Annotated in this window: 16 protein-coding genes and 1 pseudogene; 5 read left to right on the forward strand and 12 right to left on the reverse strand. The window is 73.6% G+C overall.

The window, feature by feature from the left end; genetic code table 11:
* Positions 1-136 precede the first annotated feature (136 nt).
* Positions 137-703: an FxsA family protein gene (locus E1285_RS36655; protein WP_243723297.1), complete on the forward strand. Its 567-nt coding sequence runs from the start codon at positions 137-139 to the stop codon at positions 701-703.
* A 7-nt stretch (positions 704-710) separates the two neighbouring features.
* Here E1285_RS36655 and E1285_RS36660 read toward each other — a convergent pair whose 3' ends face one another.
* Genes E1285_RS36660 through E1285_RS36670 form a run of 3 tightly spaced genes read right to left on the reverse strand, consistent with a single transcriptional unit; the run spans position 711 to position 3,855 of the window.
* Positions 711-1,496 (reverse strand): ABC transporter permease, encoded by a 786-nt coding sequence (locus E1285_RS36660; protein ID WP_243723298.1) that lies wholly within the window; start codon positions 1,494-1,496, stop codon positions 711-713.
* Complete coding sequence (locus E1285_RS36665) at positions 1,493-2,929, reverse strand: ABC transporter permease subunit (RefSeq protein ID WP_132159189.1); 1,437 nt, start codon at positions 2,927-2,929, stop codon at positions 1,493-1,495. Before E1285_RS36665 ends, E1285_RS36660 begins: the two co-directional genes overlap by 4 nt.
* Positions 2,926-3,855: an ATP-binding cassette domain-containing protein gene (locus E1285_RS36670; protein WP_132159190.1), complete on the reverse strand. Its 930-nt coding sequence runs from the start codon at positions 3,853-3,855 to the stop codon at positions 2,926-2,928. Before E1285_RS36670 ends, E1285_RS36665 begins: the two co-directional genes overlap by 4 nt.
* A gap of 136 nt (positions 3,856-3,991) precedes the next feature.
* Between E1285_RS36670 and E1285_RS36675 the strand changes: the two genes are divergently transcribed.
* Both E1285_RS36675 and E1285_RS36680 read left to right on the forward strand, forming a co-directional pair.
* Positions 3,992-5,053: a sensor histidine kinase gene (locus tag E1285_RS36675; protein ID WP_207947088.1), complete on the forward strand. Its 1,062-nt coding sequence runs from the start codon at positions 3,992-3,994 to the stop codon at positions 5,051-5,053.
* The gene (locus E1285_RS36680; protein ID WP_132159192.1) at positions 5,050-5,742 is read left to right on the forward strand and encodes a response regulator transcription factor; all 693 of its coding nucleotides are present in this window, start codon (positions 5,050-5,052) and stop codon (positions 5,740-5,742) included. The genes E1285_RS36675 and E1285_RS36680 overlap by 4 nt, the downstream gene beginning before the upstream one ends.
* Before the next feature lie 94 nt (positions 5,743-5,836).
* Here E1285_RS36680 and E1285_RS36685 read toward each other — a convergent pair whose 3' ends face one another.
* From E1285_RS36685 to E1285_RS36695, 3 genes are all read right to left on the reverse strand, one after another.
* Positions 5,837-6,181, reverse strand: coding sequence for an RNA polymerase-binding protein RbpA (locus E1285_RS36685; RefSeq protein ID WP_132159203.1), 345 nt, complete (start codon positions 6,179-6,181; stop codon positions 5,837-5,839).
* A gap of 141 nt (positions 6,182-6,322) precedes the next feature.
* Positions 6,323-6,928 (reverse strand): ATP-dependent Clp protease proteolytic subunit, encoded by a 606-nt coding sequence (locus E1285_RS36690; RefSeq protein ID WP_132159193.1) that lies wholly within the window; start codon positions 6,926-6,928, stop codon positions 6,323-6,325.
* Complete coding sequence (locus E1285_RS36695) at positions 6,925-7,488, reverse strand: ATP-dependent Clp protease proteolytic subunit (protein WP_165966913.1); 564 nt, start codon at positions 7,486-7,488, stop codon at positions 6,925-6,927. Before E1285_RS36695 ends, E1285_RS36690 begins: the two co-directional genes overlap by 4 nt.
* Before the next feature lie 164 nt (positions 7,489-7,652).
* Here E1285_RS36695 and E1285_RS36700 point away from each other — a divergent pair, with 164 nt between their 5' ends.
* Positions 7,653-7,946, forward strand: coding sequence for a type II toxin-antitoxin system Phd/YefM family antitoxin (locus tag E1285_RS36700; protein WP_132159194.1), 294 nt, complete (start codon positions 7,653-7,655; stop codon positions 7,944-7,946).
* A gap of 432 nt (positions 7,947-8,378) precedes the next feature.
* Here the strand turns inward: E1285_RS36700 and E1285_RS36710 are convergent, their stop codons facing one another.
* On the reverse strand, positions 8,379-9,191 hold the full coding sequence (locus E1285_RS36710) for a glycerophosphodiester phosphodiesterase (protein WP_132159196.1): 813 nt from the start codon (positions 9,189-9,191) through the stop codon (positions 8,379-8,381).
* Between the two features lie 109 nt (positions 9,192-9,300).
* On the opposite strand from E1285_RS36710, the gene E1285_RS36715 reads away from it, so the two are divergent.
* Positions 9,301-9,525: an EF-hand domain-containing protein gene (locus tag E1285_RS36715; protein WP_132159197.1), complete on the forward strand. Its 225-nt coding sequence runs from the start codon at positions 9,301-9,303 to the stop codon at positions 9,523-9,525.
* A gap of 44 nt (positions 9,526-9,569) precedes the next feature.
* Here E1285_RS36715 and E1285_RS46935 read toward each other — a convergent pair whose 3' ends face one another.
* The 5 genes and pseudogenes from E1285_RS46935 to E1285_RS36745 all read right to left on the reverse strand — a co-directional run.
* The gene (locus tag E1285_RS46935) at positions 9,570-11,417 is read right to left on the reverse strand and encodes an MFS transporter (protein WP_207947089.1); all 1,848 of its coding nucleotides are present in this window, start codon (positions 11,415-11,417) and stop codon (positions 9,570-9,572) included.
* 169 nt (positions 11,418-11,586) lie between these two features.
* Positions 11,587-12,138, reverse strand: coding sequence for a TrmH family RNA methyltransferase (locus E1285_RS36730; protein WP_132159198.1), 552 nt, complete (start codon positions 12,136-12,138; stop codon positions 11,587-11,589).
* The gene (locus tag E1285_RS36735; RefSeq protein WP_132159199.1) at positions 12,135-12,749 is read right to left on the reverse strand and encodes a methyltransferase; all 615 of its coding nucleotides are present in this window, start codon (positions 12,747-12,749) and stop codon (positions 12,135-12,137) included. The genes E1285_RS36730 and E1285_RS36735 overlap by 4 nt, the downstream gene beginning before the upstream one ends.
* Positions 12,750-12,789: 40 nt before the next feature.
* A complete protein-coding gene (locus E1285_RS36740) occupies positions 12,790-13,737 on the reverse strand; it encodes a VWA domain-containing protein (protein WP_132159200.1) in 948 nt (315 codons plus the stop codon).
* Positions 13,734-14,167, reverse strand: a pseudogene (locus E1285_RS36745) (hypothetical protein); the annotation flags it as partial. The gene E1285_RS36740 and the pseudogene E1285_RS36745, both read right to left, overlap by 4 nt.

Below are 14,167 nucleotides of genomic sequence, written 5' to 3' on the forward strand. Positions count from 1 at the left end.
CCCCCTCCGGCCCGCAGAACCCCTCCGGCACGCCGGATCGCGCCGGCCCGCCGAATCGAGGCTCCCGCCGGGGAAACGAACGGGGCCGCCGTGGCGTTGTACATGGTGAGGCTTTCAACGACCCGAAGATGGAGCCATGCTGCCGCTGCTGATCGTCCTGGCGTTCGTGCTGGTGCCGGTCCTGGAGATCTACGTGCTGATCCAGGTCGGCCAGATGATCGGGTTCTGGCCGACTGCGGGGCTGCTGGCCGCCCAGGCGGTCCTCGGCGCCTGGATCATCCGGCGGGAGGGCCGCCGCGCCTCGGGCGCGCTCCACGAGACCCTCCGCAGCGGCGTCCTGCACGAGCGGGAACTCGGCGACGCGGCGCTGGTCATGGCCGGCGGGGTGCTGCTGATGCTTCCCGGGTTCGGCACCGACCTGCTTGCCGCCCTGCTGGTGCTGCCGTTCACCCGGCCGCTGCCGCGCCGGGCGCTGTCGGCGTTCGCGGCGCGGCGGATGCGGGCCGCCGAGGCGCGCGCCGCGATGTTCCCGCCGCCGGGCTTCGGCGGCGCCGGGGGTGCCGGATTCGGGGGCGCCGGATTCGACCCGTTCGGTCGGCGGCCTGGACCGGAACGGGTGGAGACGCCTCCCGGGCCCGTGGTCCGCGGCGAGGTCATCGACGACGAGACCGCCCACGGCGAGGACCCGACGTCCCGCACCTGACGGCCCCTCACGCGTCCCGCGCGGCGAGCAGGACGCCGCCCGCCAGCAGCGCCGCCCCCGCGTAGCAGGCCAGCACGCCCAGCCCCGCCCACGGCCCGATCGGTAGCCGGTCCAGGTCGCGGGTCGCCTGCACGGCCAGCCCCGCCGGCATCGGCGCGAACTTCTCCAGCCGCTCCTGCCACCGCGCGTCGCCGACGAGCCGGGTGACGACCGGGACGAGCCACAGCAGCGCCAGCACGGCCGTGATCGCCGCCGCCTGCTCCCGCACCGCCGTGCCCACGCCGAGGCCCAGCAACGCCACCAGCACCAGGTACAGGACGGTCCCGGCCGCCGCCCGCGCCGTGGAGCCGTCCAGCAGCGACAGCGGAGGGTGGCCGTTCGCGGCCGTGAACCCGTTGCCGGGCAGGATGCCCCGCCCCGCCGCCAGCGACGCCAGCACCCCGGCCGACCCGGACGCCGCCACCGCGGCCGCGACGACGGCGGCCTTCGCCGCCAGGACGGCGCCGCGGCGCGGGACCGCCGCGAACGTCGCGGCGATCGTCCCGGTGGCGTACTCGCCGCCGACCGCCAGCACGCCCAGCACGACCGCGGCGACCTGCCCGACCTGCACGCCCGACAGCGCCAGCTTCGGCGTGTCCTCCCGGCAGCCGGCGGGGCTCGGGCAGTTCGAGGTGTCGACCGCACCGGTCACCGCGACCCCGGCCGCCACGGTGATCCCCGCCAGCGCCGCCAGCAGCCACATCGTGCTCGGCAGCGTCCGCAGCTTCGTCCACTCCGCATGGACCGCGCTCACGCGTCACGCCGCCTGACCAGATAGAGCGCCGCCGCCAGCGCCGCCGCCGTGTACGCGCACAGCACCGCGAACCCGGCCCACGGCCCGATCGCTTGGTCGTACCGCGCCACCGTCTGCTGGACCGCGAACCCCGCCGCCGGGGTCAGGCGTTCCAGCCACCGCGCCGCCGAGAGCGGCAGCCCCGTCGCCATGATCTGCGGGACGAGCAACAGCAGCAGCACCAACGTGATCGCCGGCGCGCTGCGGCGCACGATCACCGCGACCGCCATGGCGAACACGGCGATCACGCCGAGCAGCGCCGCCGTGCCAAGGACCGCCCGCAGCACCGTCGCGTCCCACAGCGGTGGTGGTGCCACGCCGTTCGAGCGCAGCAGCGGCCCGGACAGCAGCATGGCGCCGAACGCGGCGGCCAGTCCCGCCGCCAGCGACACCGCCCCGACGACGATCCCCTTGGCGGCCAGCACCCGGCCGCGGCGCGGGCTCGCCGCGAACGTCGTGCGCAGCGTCCCGCGCCGGTACTCGGCCGTCACGAACAGCACCGCCAGCGCGACGATCGCGGTCTGGCCGATGAGTACGCCGGTGAGGATGGTCCTGGTGAGGTCGTCGGCGAACGCGTTGGGCCCGATGTCGCCGTACCCCGACAGCGTGAACGTCCCGCCCGACTGCGTGCGGCCGTGGCCGCCCGGGTCCCCGGGACCGCCCGGAGCGCCCCGGTCGCGCCACACCGCGCCCGGCTGCGCCGGGGACACCGACACGTGGTCGAAGGTCGCGGTGGTGTCGGCCGGCTCTGAGGAGACGCTCTCGGCGCCGAACTGCCTCTCCACCACCGTCCTGTCGGGGGCGGCGACGAACATGCCCGCCGGCGCGGACGCCGGCAGCCCCTCCAGCCGCACCGACCCGACCCGGCGCCAGCCGCGCCCGTCCGGCGACTCGTATCCCGTCACGGTCGCGCCCGAGCGGGTCAGCCGGAGCCAGCGCGGCGCGCCCCCCGTCCCCCCGCCGTCGCCGTCTCCCCGGTAGCCGGTCTCCAGCCGGACACCGTCCCCGGGTGTCACCATCAGCGCCGCGTACGGGGTGCCGCGCTCCGTGCTGCCCCGGATCATCAGCCCCGCCTTCGCCTGCGCGCCGCCGCCCTCCTGGGACGTGACGCGGGCGACGACCGTGCCTTCCGCGGGCAGCGGACGATAGGTGAAGTGCCCCTGGTCGAAGATCTCCGCCCGGCCCGGGTCGGCGGTGCCCTCCCCGGTGCCGCTCGACGCGCTCCCCGCCGCCGTCAGCAGCGCGACCAGCACCGTCAGCGCGACCGCCGCAACGAGCGTCAGCACCCAGCGGGGGACGGTGCGCAGCTTGGTCCACTCGGCCAGCAGCAGCCGCCCGAACCCGTCGCGGGCCTCCGCCTGGACCGTGCTGCGGTACGACGTGGCCGCGGTCACGGGGCCTCCCGCCCGGCCACGGCCCGGAACTCCACCGCGTCCCTGGTCAGCTCCATGTACGCCTCCTCCAGCGACGCGCGGTGCTCGGCGATGCCGCTGAACCCCACCCCCGCCTCGTTGAGCAGCGCGATGATCCGCCCGGCGGCCAGGCCGGCGGCGGTGACCGTGTCGCGGCCCGTGGCGGTCACGGTCGCGCCGGCCCGCGCCAGGACGGTCATCGCCTGCTGCCGCTCGGAGGTGCGCACCTCGACGCGCCCGCCGGACGCGGCGTCCAGCAGGTCGGAGACGCTGGTGTCGGCGATCAGCCGGCCGCGCCCGATCACCACCAGATGGTCGGCGCCGCCCTCCAGCTCGCTCATCAGGTGGCTGGACACCAGCACCGCCCGCCCTTCGGCCGCCAGCGACCGCAGCAGTCCCCGGATCCAGGTGATGCCTTCGGGGTCCAGCCCGTTGACCGGCTCGTCGAACATCAGCACCGGGGGGTCGCCGAGCAGCGCCGCCGCGATCCCGAGCCGCTGCCGCATACCGAGTGAGAACCCGCCCGCGCGGCGCCGCGCCGCGCTCGCCAGGCCCGCCAGCTCGATCACCTCGTCCACCCGGCGGCCGGGCAGGCCGTTGGCGTGTGCGAGCCACTTCAGGTGGTCGCGGGCACGGCGTGCGGGATGCACGGCCGAGGCGTCCAGCATGGCGCCGAGGCGGCACAGCGGCGTCCGCAGCGACCGGTACGGTTTCCCGCCGACGAGCGCCGTGCCCGCGTCGGGCCGGTCCAGCCCCATGATCATCCGCATGGTGGTGGACTTGCCGGCGCCGTTCGGGCCGACGAACCCGGTGACCTGCCCCGGGGCGACCGTGAACGACAGATCGTCCACGGCCGTCTTCGGGCCGTACCGTTTGCGCAGGGCCCGGACCTCGATGATTGCCTCCATGGTCCGGAAGGCTACGGAGCGCCGCGGCTTCGGGGCGTCACGCCGCGGAGCGGTTTCCGGTGCCCGGCACCGGGGGACCGGGCGTCCCCCTGGGGAGGGACGCCGCCGCGCCCCCGTTCACGCCACAATGGCGACCGTGCGGCGGAGCGGCGGAGCGGCGGGTGGTGCGGGGGCGGTCGGGCGCGCGGCGTGGCGCCGGGTGCGGTGGCCCGGGCCCTGGCCGGCGGCGGGCGCGTGCCTGGCACTGGCGGGGGCCGCCGAGGCCGTCCTGCGTACGCACGGGTCCGGCGCCGTGCTGTCCCTGGCGATCCTGGTGGACGTGGCGGCGACGTTCCCGCTGGTCCTGGCCCGGGACCGGATCACCGCCGCCGCCGTCACGATCACCGCCGGGGCCGCCGCCGCGTGCGTCCTGCACGGCGGTGCCGCCGTCGCCGCCCTGGCCGCGCTGATCACCGTCTGGACGGTGCTGGTCCGCCGCAGGATCACCGGGCGCCGCGCCCGGGCCGCCGAGCTGGACGCCTCCCGGCGCGCGTTCGAGAACACGCTGCTGGAGCACACCGCGCGCGGCGAGCGCGCCCGCATCGCCCGCGAGCTCCACGACGTCGTCGCCCACCACATCTCGATGATCTCCGTCCAGGCCGAGACCGCCCGCCTCGCCGTCCCCGGAATGCCCGCCGAGGGCGCCGAGCGGCTGCTGGCGATCGGTGACACCGCCCGGACCGCCCTCACCGAGATGCGGCGGCTGCTCGGCGTGCTGCGCGAGGACGCCGGGCCCGGCGAGGGCCGGGAACCCGCCCGCCGGCCCCAGCCCGGCCTGCGGCAGCTCCTCGACCTGGTCGACGAGACCCGCGACTCCGGCGCGGCGAACGTCCGGCTGATCCTGCGCGGAAGCGTCGCGGTCCTCGACCCCGGCCTGGAGCTGGCCGCGTACCGCATCGTCCAGGAGGCCCTCACCAACGCCCGCAGGCATGCCCCCGGAGCCGCCGTCGACGTGGAGATCGAGTACCTGCCGGGCGCGCTGCGCGTCGGCGTCCGCGACAACGGCCCCGGGCCCGCCCCGGGCGCCGTGCCCGCCGGTCACGGCGTCCTCGGCATGCGCGAGCGCGCCGCGGCCGCCGGCGGGGAGCTGCGCACGGGTCCCGGCCCGTTCGGCGGCTTCCTGGTGGAGGCGACGCTCCCGTCCGCGGAGACACCATGACCGGCGGAGCCGGGACAGGCGCCGGTACCGTCCGGGTGGCGGTGGCCGACGACCAGGAGGTGGCCCGCGCCGGATTCGGCGCCCTGCTGGCCACCCAGCCCGACCTGGACGTCGTCGCCACCGCCGCCGACGGCGCCGCCGCCGTCCGCGCCTGCCGCGAGCACCGGCCCGACGTCGTGCTCATGGACGTGCGGATGCCCGTCATGGACGGCATCGAGGCCACCCGCCGCATCACCGCCGAGCCGGACGCCCCCCGGATCCTGATCCTCACCACGTTCGACCTCGACGAGCACGTCTACGACGCCCTGGTCGCCGGCGCCAGCGGCTTCCTGCTCAAGGACGTCACCGCCGAGCGGCTGTTCGACGCCGTCCGGGTCGTCGCCGCGGGGGAGGCGCTGATCGCCCCGGCCGTCACCCGCCGCCTCATCGGCGAGTTCGCCCGGCTGCGGCCACGCCCGCCGTCCCGGGGGACGGGCGTCCTGGACACCCTCACGCCCCGCGAGATCGACGTGCTGCGCCTGGTCGCCGGGGGCCTCACCAACGCCGAGATCGCCGGCCGCCTCGTCGTGGGGGAGGAGACGGTCAAGACGCACGTCAGCCGCATCCTGCGCAAGCTCGGGCTCCGAGACCGCGTCCAGGCCGTCGTCGCCGCCTACGAGAGCGGACTCGTCCTGCCCCGCACACGCTGACCGTCCTCCGGCACCCCGACTCGGACGCGCCCGGACACGGGGCGGGCCCGTACCGTCACCGGTACGGGCCCGACCCACTCGAAATCTCAGTCGCTCATGCGGACTTCCTGCGCCCCGCTCGCAGGATCTCCAGTCGCTCGGCCAGGACCTCCTCCAGGTCCTCGACCGTCCTGCGCTCCATGAGCATGTCCCAGTGGGTACGCGGCGGCTTGCCCTTCTTGGCTTGGGGCAGTTCCCCGTCCACCCTCAGGGCCGTGGCGCCGCAGTTGCGGCAATCCCAGGTCATCGGCACCTCGGCCTCGGCGGCGAGCGTCACGGTGAACCGGTGGCCCTTGGTACAGGTGTAGTCCACCTCTTGCCGAGGGGCGAGATCGGTGTTGCGATCGTTCTCGTAGCTCGTCGCTCCGAGTCGGGTGCCGCGAAGTGCGCGCTCGGCCATCGTCACGTGCCTCCCAGACGGCTTGCGGTCTTGCCCTCACCAACGCTGAACACGATGACAAAGATTCCCGCACGCAGCATGATCCAACCCTGTTGTTTCCGGCCGCGCCGGGCCACCGGGAGGAAACGTCCCACCCGGACGCTAGTTGCGGGAGGTGAGGACCTCGTCGATCAGCCCGTAGTCCTTGGCCTCGGCGGCGGTGAAGAAGCGCGCCCGGTCCAGGTCGTCGCGGACGGTCTCGGGATCGCGGCCGGTCGCCTCCGCCACGATCGCCTCGGTCTGCGCACGCAGCCGCAGCACCTCGCTGGCCTGGATGTCCAGGTCGGTGGTGTAGCCGCGCGACACCTCGATCGCCGGCTCGTGCAGCAGGATCCGCGCGCCGGTCAGCGCCGCCCGCCGGCCCGGCGAGCCCGCCGCCAGCAGGACCGCCGCCGCCGACCCCGCCTGCCCGACGCAGGTCGTCTCGATCGGCGGCGCGACGTAGCGCATGGTGTCGCAGATCGCCAGCATCGCCGTCAGCGACCCGCCCGGCGAGTTGATGTACAGGGCGATGGGCCGGTCGGAGTCCATGCCCTCCAGCGCGAGCAGCTGCGCGGTGACGTCGTTGGCGCTGATGTCGTCCACCGGCGCGCCGAGGAAGACGATGCGGTCCTCGAACAGCTTGTTGTAGGGGTTGGTGTCCTTGCGCCCGAAGTTGGTCTGTTCCTCGAACTCCGGAACGAGGTAGCGCCTTTCCGCGCGTGTCATGTGCCCACCCGGTCGGTGCTGTCGATGACGTGGTCGACGAAACCATAGTCGCGCGCCTCGTCCGCCGTGAACCATGCGTCCCGGTCCCCGTCGGCCTCGATCTGCTCCAGCGTCTGCCCGGTGTGGAACGCCGTCCGCTCCGCCAGGGTCCGCTTGAGGTAGAGCGACTGCTCCGCCTGGATCTTGATGTCGGACGCGGTGCCGCCGATCCCGCCGTGCGGCTGGTGCATCATCACCCGCGCGTGCCGCAGCGCGTACCGCTTCCCGGTCGTCCCGGAGCACAGCAGCGTCTGACCCATGGAGGCTGCCATGCCCATCGCGACCGTGGAAATGTCATTGGGGACGAACTGCATCATGTCGTAGATCGCCATCCCGGCGTCGACGACCCCGCCGGGCGAGTTGATGTAGACCGTGATGTCGCGCCGCGCGTCCTGCGCCGCGAGCAGCAGCAGCTGCGCGTTGACCCGGTTGGCGACCTGGTCGTCGATCTCGGTCCCGAGGAACACGATCCGCTGCCCCAGGAGCCGCTCGTAGAGCTGCGCGTCGGCCAGCCGCGGCATCTCCGCCACACTGGCCCGCGACCGTCCCACAAAGGTCTCCATCTGCCGCTCAGGCCGGTTCGGCTCCGCGTTCTCGCGCATGAGTCCCTCCTTGATCGATATGTACATACTGTACGTTTTAGGTGCCCCTCCGAGCGAGTCGGGCAAGGTGCGTTCGCTATAGGATGAATGACGTGGAAATCGCGGTGACCAAGGCCCGGAAGATCTTCGCGGAGCTGCTCAACCGGGTCGTCTACGGTGGTGAGGAGGTTGTTCTCACTCGCCATGGCAAGACCGTGGCGGGACTCGTCTCGGCCGAAGACCTGGAGTTGTTGCGGCGGGCCCGGTCCGCTCGGCTCGATCTGACCGGAGCGGAACTGCCCACCGTGGAGGAAGGCGCGCGAGGCCAGGAGCCGCCGTTGCCGATCGCGGCGCAGTACCGGCCCCCGGGTCAGCAGCGACCGGGCTTCGGTCGCTGACCTGTCGGAGTGCCGGGCGTGTCCTGAGGGGCGGGCGCTAGTGAGCGGTGACGTGCCATCTCGTCACGGTAGGCCATGAGAGGTTCGTAGTCCTCAGCAGAGACCATGCCGACCATGACCTTGTCTCGTCGCGTGAGCCGGACGGGCGCATTCCGATAGGCGACGTGATCCACCAGTTCCTTGAACATCATCCGCGCCTGCGTGTTGGGCAGTGTCGTGAGAGGTGCCTGGGCCTCCTCGATCTGGGGTTCGGTGCCGTCTTTGATCTCTTCCGCGGGCGAGGTCGCGTGGGCGGGCGGTCGGACTGATGGGACGCACGTCGAATTCCTCCGGAGCCGCGCGGCTGATTGCGTTGTGTATGCTACCGCTTCCACAGCGTAGTCGAACATGGGATCGAGTACGTGGTGATTCCGGAAGGAAGGCGAGCGGCTGTCAGCCGGACGTGGGAGCGGTGCCGGGCCAGAGGCCGCGGGTGGTCATGATGCGGCGGAGGGCGACGATCTCGTCGGTCATGATGCCGTCGACGCCGAGGTCCAGGAGGCGTTCCATGTCGGCGGGTTCGTTGACCGTCCAGGCGTGGACGCGCAGGCCGAGTTCGTGCGCGCGGGCGATGAACGACTCGGTGACGAACGGGACGGGGCCCAGGCCGTAGGGGACCTGGGCGCAGGCGACGCCGGTGTCGGCCAGCCGGATGAGCTTGGCGGCCGGGCCGCCGTAGGACTTGGCGCGCAGCGCCATCACCCCGCGCGGGCCGAGGGCGGTGCACACGTCCCGGTCGGTGAACAGGGGGAGCCGGGCCCGCATCTGGGCCAGCCGGCGGGTGGAGAAGGACGTGATGCACACCCGGTGCCAGGCGTCGGCGCGGTGCAGCGCGGCGGCCAGGGGGCCGATGGCGGGGGCGTCCTTGATGTCGATGTTGACGCGGGCGCCGGGGAAGGAGCCGAGGATCTCCTCAAGGCGGGGGATGGGCTCGGTGCCGCCGATGCGGGCCTTGGCGACCTCGGAGTAGGGGAGCCGGGCGATGGTGCCGGTGCGGTCGGTGACGCGGTCCAGGGTGCGGTCGTGGAACGCGACGACGACACCGTCGGCCGTCGCGTGGGCGTCGGTCTCCAGATAGCGGTAGCCGAGGTCGATGGCGCGCTGGAACGCGGCCATGGAGTTCTCCGGGCTGCCGCCCGCGCCGCCCCGGTGGGCGAAGGCGATCGGCCCCGGATGGTCGAGGAACTCGTAGCGGCGCACCCGCACGATTATGGCGGACCGCCCGCCCCGACTGAACCTTACTACGTAAAGGGCGCAGGCCGGACGGCCGCTGCTACGGTCGGGCCCGCGAACTTATCACCGAGGGAGTGCGCACATGGCTGATGTGAACGACTACCGGGCGACGTTCGAGCTGGTGGACGTCGACGGCGACGGGTACATCTCGACGGACGAGCTGAAGAACCTGATGGCCGCGCTCGGTGAGGAGATCACCGGCACCCGCGCCGTCGAGGTGGTCGTGGCCGCCGACGCCAACGGCGACGGGAAGATCTCCCTGGAGGAGTTCAGCGCGCTGATGGAGCGGACCGCCCGCCCGTCCTGACCCGTCCCCGTGCGGATCGGCTCGTGCGGATCGGCCCGAGCGGATCAACTCGTGCGGCGCCTGAGCATGAGGGCGTTGTCGGTACGGGTCATCTCGCGTCCGTCGGGGGCGGTCTGGACGCGTTCGTGCTCGCCGCTGCGCAGCACGTCCCATTCGCCGCCGGGCAGTTCCAGGGACTGGAGGAGCTCGCTGGCCGTGGGCAGGTGCACATGGGGATGGGCGTCGGGGTCCCAGGGCGGTGGCCCGGCGTGTCCGATGACGAGCAGCGTTCCGCCGGGCGCGACGGCCGCGGCGGCGGCGCGCAGGATCTCCTCACGCGGCATGCCCTCGGTGGGGGAGTGCAGGAACGCGGCGGAGACCAGGTCATAGACGCCATCGGGGAAGGCGGACGCGAGGTCGTGGCGCTGCCAGTCGATGCGGTCGGTCACGCCGGCGGCGCCGGCGTGCCGGGCGGCGCGTTCGAGGGCGACGCCGGAGATGTCGACGGCGGTGACGCGCCATCCGCGGCCCGCGAGCCAGATGGCGTCGGCGCCTTCGCCGCATCCGAGGTCCAGGGCCGTGCCGGGGGTCAGTCCGGCGGCCTCTTCGACCAGGACGGCGTTGGGCTCGCCGCTCCACATGTGCTCGTGCTCGCCGTAGCGGCCGTCCCAGAACTCTTCGTCGGTGGTGTTGGTGTGCTCCATGCCCCGATGGTGCGTCTTGGCCGTCCGGTTCCACAAACCGCGTTGCCGTTCCGGCAAGACGAGCACGAGCAGCGCGGCCAGGACGGCCGGTGCCCCGGCCAGGGCGTAGCAGGCCGGCAGCGGCAGCGTGTTCAGGAGCACGCCGGTCGCCGCCGTCCCGCCGGTCGCGCCGAGGTTCAGGGCGGTGTTCACCCAGGCGAGCGCGCGTGTCCGGGCCTCGGGTGGTGCGGCCGCGTCGGCGAGGAGGTAGGCGCTGGTGAGGGCCGGGCCGATGAAGAGCCCGGCGGCGCATGTCAGTGCGGCCAGGACGATGATGGACGGCGCGAGACCGGCGGCGGCCAGCGCGACGCCGAGCGGGCACAGGAGGGCGGCGAGGCTGCCGCGTCCGGGGAAGGACCGGCTGGCGGCGCCGTAGGCGAGGCCGCCGAGGGTGCTGCCGACCGCGAGCGCGGCCTCCACCCAGGCGACCGCGGCGGGCTGGTCGTGCTGCCGGGTGAACGCCACGGCGAGCAGGGCGGTCGAGCCCAGGACGGCGCCGGTGGCCGCGGCGGCGGCGGCCGGGGCGAGGGGGATCGCGAGTGCGCGCCGGGTCCGGTGGCGGCCGCCCGCCCGCGGCCGCGGGCGCGCCGCCGGGGAGGTGCTCAGGCCGAGGGCGCCTACGGCCACCAGGACGGCGCTGACCGCGATTCCGAGGGACGGTGAGGCGACGGCGGCCAGCAGTCCCGCCAGGAGCGGGCCGGCGACGAACACGAGTTCCTCGGCGACGGTGTCGAGGCTGTAGGCACGCTGGAGCAGGGTGCCGTCTCGCAGCAGTCCCTTCCAGAGCGTCCGCATGACCACGCCGATCGGGGGAGCGGTGACGCCGGCGGCGGCGGTCAGGGCCGCCAGCAGTTCTACGGGGGCGCCGGGACGCCAGGTGAGGGCCGCCAGGGCAGCGAGGGCGAGGCCGTAGGCGGCGGCCATCGGAGGCAGGGTGCGCCGTGGGCCGTGCCTGTCGATGAGGGCGGCGCGCAGGGGTGTCAGGAGGGAGACGGTGAGGCCGAGGAGGGCCAGGAGGCCGCCGGCTTGGGCGTAGGAGCCGGTGGAGGCGGTGAACGCCAGGGTCAGGGACAGGAAGACCGTCCCGTAGGACAGGCGTCCCAGCAGTGCCAGGGCGAAGGTCCGGGAGGCGTGCGGGGTGCGCAGGACGGCCGCGTATGACGCAGTCACGGGAGTTCCTCAAGAAGGCCCCAGGTGGGGCGGAGTGCGGGGACGCCTGATGCCGCCGTCGCGTTCATGGCGGCGGCGGGGGCGTCCTACGCGTATATGAGGAACTGCACGCGGCGATCATAGCGCGCGGCGGCGCCGCGGCGGATCCGGGTGCGGGACGACCTGCGGGTCAGTCGCTCCATTCGCGGCGGCGGGCCTCGGCGAGGGCGACGGCGGTGGCGACGGCGACGTTGAGGGAGCCGACGCGTCCGAGCTGGGGGATGTAGGTGACGGCGTCGGCGGCGGCGAGCAGGGCCGGGGAGCAGCCGTGGTCCTCTCCGCCGACGGCGAGGCAGACGTCGCCGCCGAGGGGCGCCTCGTGCAGGGGGACGGCGTCGGTGGTGAGCTCGACGGCGACGAGGCGCAGGCCCTCCTTGCGGACGGCGTCCGCGGCTTCGGCGGAGGTGCCGGCGTGTTCCCAGGGGACGAGGCGCTCGGTGCCGAGGGCGGTCTTGGCGACGTTCCGGTGGGTCGGGGGAGTGGAGTTGCCGGCGAGCCAGAGGTGTTCGACGCCGAACACGGCGGCGCTGCGGATGATGGAGCCCACGTTGAACGGCTGGGTGACCGATTCGACCAGGAGGCCGAGGCGTGCGTCGGTGCGGCGCCGCCAGTCGCGGTTGAGGCGTTTGACGTCGGTGGGGCGCAGTTGCCTTCGCCCTTGCGCGGGGCCGGGGGTGGTCATGGGGTGCGGCCTTCCGTGCGGGGCGCGACGCGCAGGACGCGGTAGGCGGACCGGGAGGCGATCCGCTCGGTGGGGAAGCCCTGGCCGTTCAGCCACCGCTGGAGGGAGTCGGAGCCGAGGTGCTTCTGGACGACGAGGTGGGCGAGCCCGCCGGGGGTGAGGCGGGGGAGCCAGGTGAGGAGCAGGTCGTGCAGGGCGGTCTTGCCGATGCGGATCGGCGGGTTGGACCAGATCGCGGCGAAGCGGAGGCCGGGGGCGATCTCGTCCACCAGCTTGAACCTTACATTGTCAAGGCCGACGGCTCGGGCATTGCCCTCACCGAGCGTTACGGCCCGTTGATTCACATCCACTCCCCAAACCGTCGCCTGCGGCGACCGGGTGGCCAGGGTGAGGGCGATCGGGCCGTAGCCGCAGCCGAGGTCGAGGAGGTCACCGGCCTCGGGTGGGCTGGGCGCGGTTTCGAGGAGGATGCGGGTGCCGGGGTCGACGCGGTCGGGGGAGAACATGCCGCTGTCGGTGTCCAGCCGCAGGTGCAGGTCGGGCAGGACGAGGTCGACGGAACGGCGGCGGGTGGCGGCGTCCGGCCGTTCGGCGAAGTAGTGTTCCCCCACGTCGGCCGACCGTATCAGCGTTCGGCGGGTACCGGCGCCGTCAGGGCAGGCGGGAGAACCAGGCGAGCGAGGCTCCGCCGGCGGCCAGCGCGAACAGCAGCGCGATGCCGATGTAGCGGGCGGCGACGTCCTGGTGCTCGATCTCGAAGCCGAGTGAGCTTCCGATGTTGGTGTAGACCTCGCGGAGCTGGCCGGCGTCGGCGGCCTCGTAGGCCTTGCCCTCGGTGCTGTCGGCGAGGGCGCGCAGGGTCTCCTTGTTGACCGAGACGCTGGTGGTCTCGCCCTCTATGTCGACGGTGCCGTAGGGGGTGCCGAAGGCGATGGTGGAGACGGGCACCTGGGCGACGCGGCTGGCGTCGATGGACTCCTGGACGGTGCGCCCGGTGGTGTTGTCCCCGTCGGACAGCAGGACGATGTGGGCGGGCGGCGGGTCCTGGCGGGCTTCGGCGTCGAAGGACCGGACGGCCTGCAGCGAGGTGAACACGGCCTCGCCGATGGCGGTGCGCTTGGCCAGGGCGAGCTGGTCGAGGGAGGCGATGGCGGCGGAGCGGTCGGCGGACGGCGCGGCGACGAGGTTGGCGTTGCCGGCGAAGCCGATGACGCCGACGTTGAAGCGTTCGGGGAGCTCGCCGATGAACTTCTTGGCGGCGGCCTTGGCGGCTTCGAAGCGGCTGGGGGAGACGTCCCTGGCCATCATGGACAGGGAGACGTCGACGGCGACCATGATGGTGGCGCGGTCGCGGGGGACTTTGACCGAGTCCGCGGGGCGCGCGAATCCGACCATCATGAAGGTGATCATGACGAGGAAGAGGGCGGCGGCGACGTGCCTGCGCCAGCCCGGTCGTCTGGGCGCGACCTGCGACAGCAGGGCGAGGTTGGTGAAGCGGACGGCGTGCCGGCCGCGGCGCATCTGCAGCAGCACGTAGGCCGCGCCGAGGAGCGGCAGGATGCCGAGGAGCCAGAGGCGTTCGGGTGACAGGAAGGTCATTGGCGCGCTCCCGCTGTAGTAGCGGACCGTCCGCCAGCCCCCCGCCGTTCAACGGACGAGCTCCGCTCGACGGACCTGCCTGCGGCGCGGCGCTGGCGGAGGGCGAAGCGGGCGATGTCGGTGATCCAGTCGCGGTCGGTGCGCAGGACGAGGTGGTGGGCGCCGCTGCGGCGCATGGCCTCGCTGGTGCGTTCGCGTTGGGCGGCGGCCGCTGCGGCGTACTTTTCGCGGACCCGGCGGTTGAGGACGATCTCGTGGACGGTTCCGGTCTCGGGGTCGGTCATTTCGACGAGGCCGACGTCGGGGAGGTCGAGTTCGCGGGGGTCGATGATCTCGATGGCGAGGACCTGGTGGCGGGCGGCGAGGCGGCGCAGGGGGCGTTCCCAGTCGGGTCTGCCGAGGCCGGGGTGGGTGCCCGGGTCGGCGGGGT

This window comes from Actinomadura sp. 7K507 (assembly GCF_004348425.1).
In the GTDB taxonomy this organism is placed as follows: Bacteria; Actinomycetota; Actinomycetes; order Streptosporangiales; family Streptosporangiaceae; genus Spirillospora.

What these genes read in the sequence shown, in the direction of transcription:
- E1285_RS36690 (WP_132159193.1), bottom strand. Translation starts at nt 6,928, where the DNA reads ATGACACGCGCGGAAAGGCGCTACCTCGTTCCGGAGTTCGAGGAACAG.
- E1285_RS36740 (WP_132159200.1), bottom strand. Translation starts at nt 13,737, where the DNA reads ATGACCTTCCTGTCACCCGAACGCCTCTGGCTCCTCGGCATCCTGCCG.
- E1285_RS36680 (WP_132159192.1), top strand. Translation starts at nt 5,050, where the DNA reads ATGACCGGCGGAGCCGGGACAGGCGCCGGTACCGTCCGGGTGGCGGTG.
- E1285_RS36700 (WP_132159194.1), top strand. Translation starts at nt 7,653, where the DNA reads ATGAATGACGTGGAAATCGCGGTGACCAAGGCCCGGAAGATCTTCGCG.
- E1285_RS36715 (WP_132159197.1), top strand. Translation starts at nt 9,301, where the DNA reads ATGGCTGATGTGAACGACTACCGGGCGACGTTCGAGCTGGTGGACGTC.
- E1285_RS36695 (WP_165966913.1), bottom strand. Translation starts at nt 7,488, where the DNA reads ATGCCGCGGCTGGCCGACGCGCAGCTCTACGAGCGGCTCCTGGGGCAG.
- E1285_RS36730 (WP_132159198.1), bottom strand. Translation starts at nt 12,138, where the DNA reads ATGACCACCCCCGGCCCCGCGCAAGGGCGAAGGCAACTGCGCCCCACC.
- E1285_RS36685 (WP_132159203.1), bottom strand. Translation starts at nt 6,181, where the DNA reads ATGGCCGAGCGCGCACTTCGCGGCACCCGACTCGGAGCGACGAGCTAC.
- E1285_RS36670 (WP_132159190.1), bottom strand. Translation starts at nt 3,855, where the DNA reads ATGGAGGCAATCATCGAGGTCCGGGCCCTGCGCAAACGGTACGGCCCG.
- E1285_RS36655 (WP_243723297.1), top strand. Translation starts at nt 137, where the DNA reads ATGCTGCCGCTGCTGATCGTCCTGGCGTTCGTGCTGGTGCCGGTCCTG.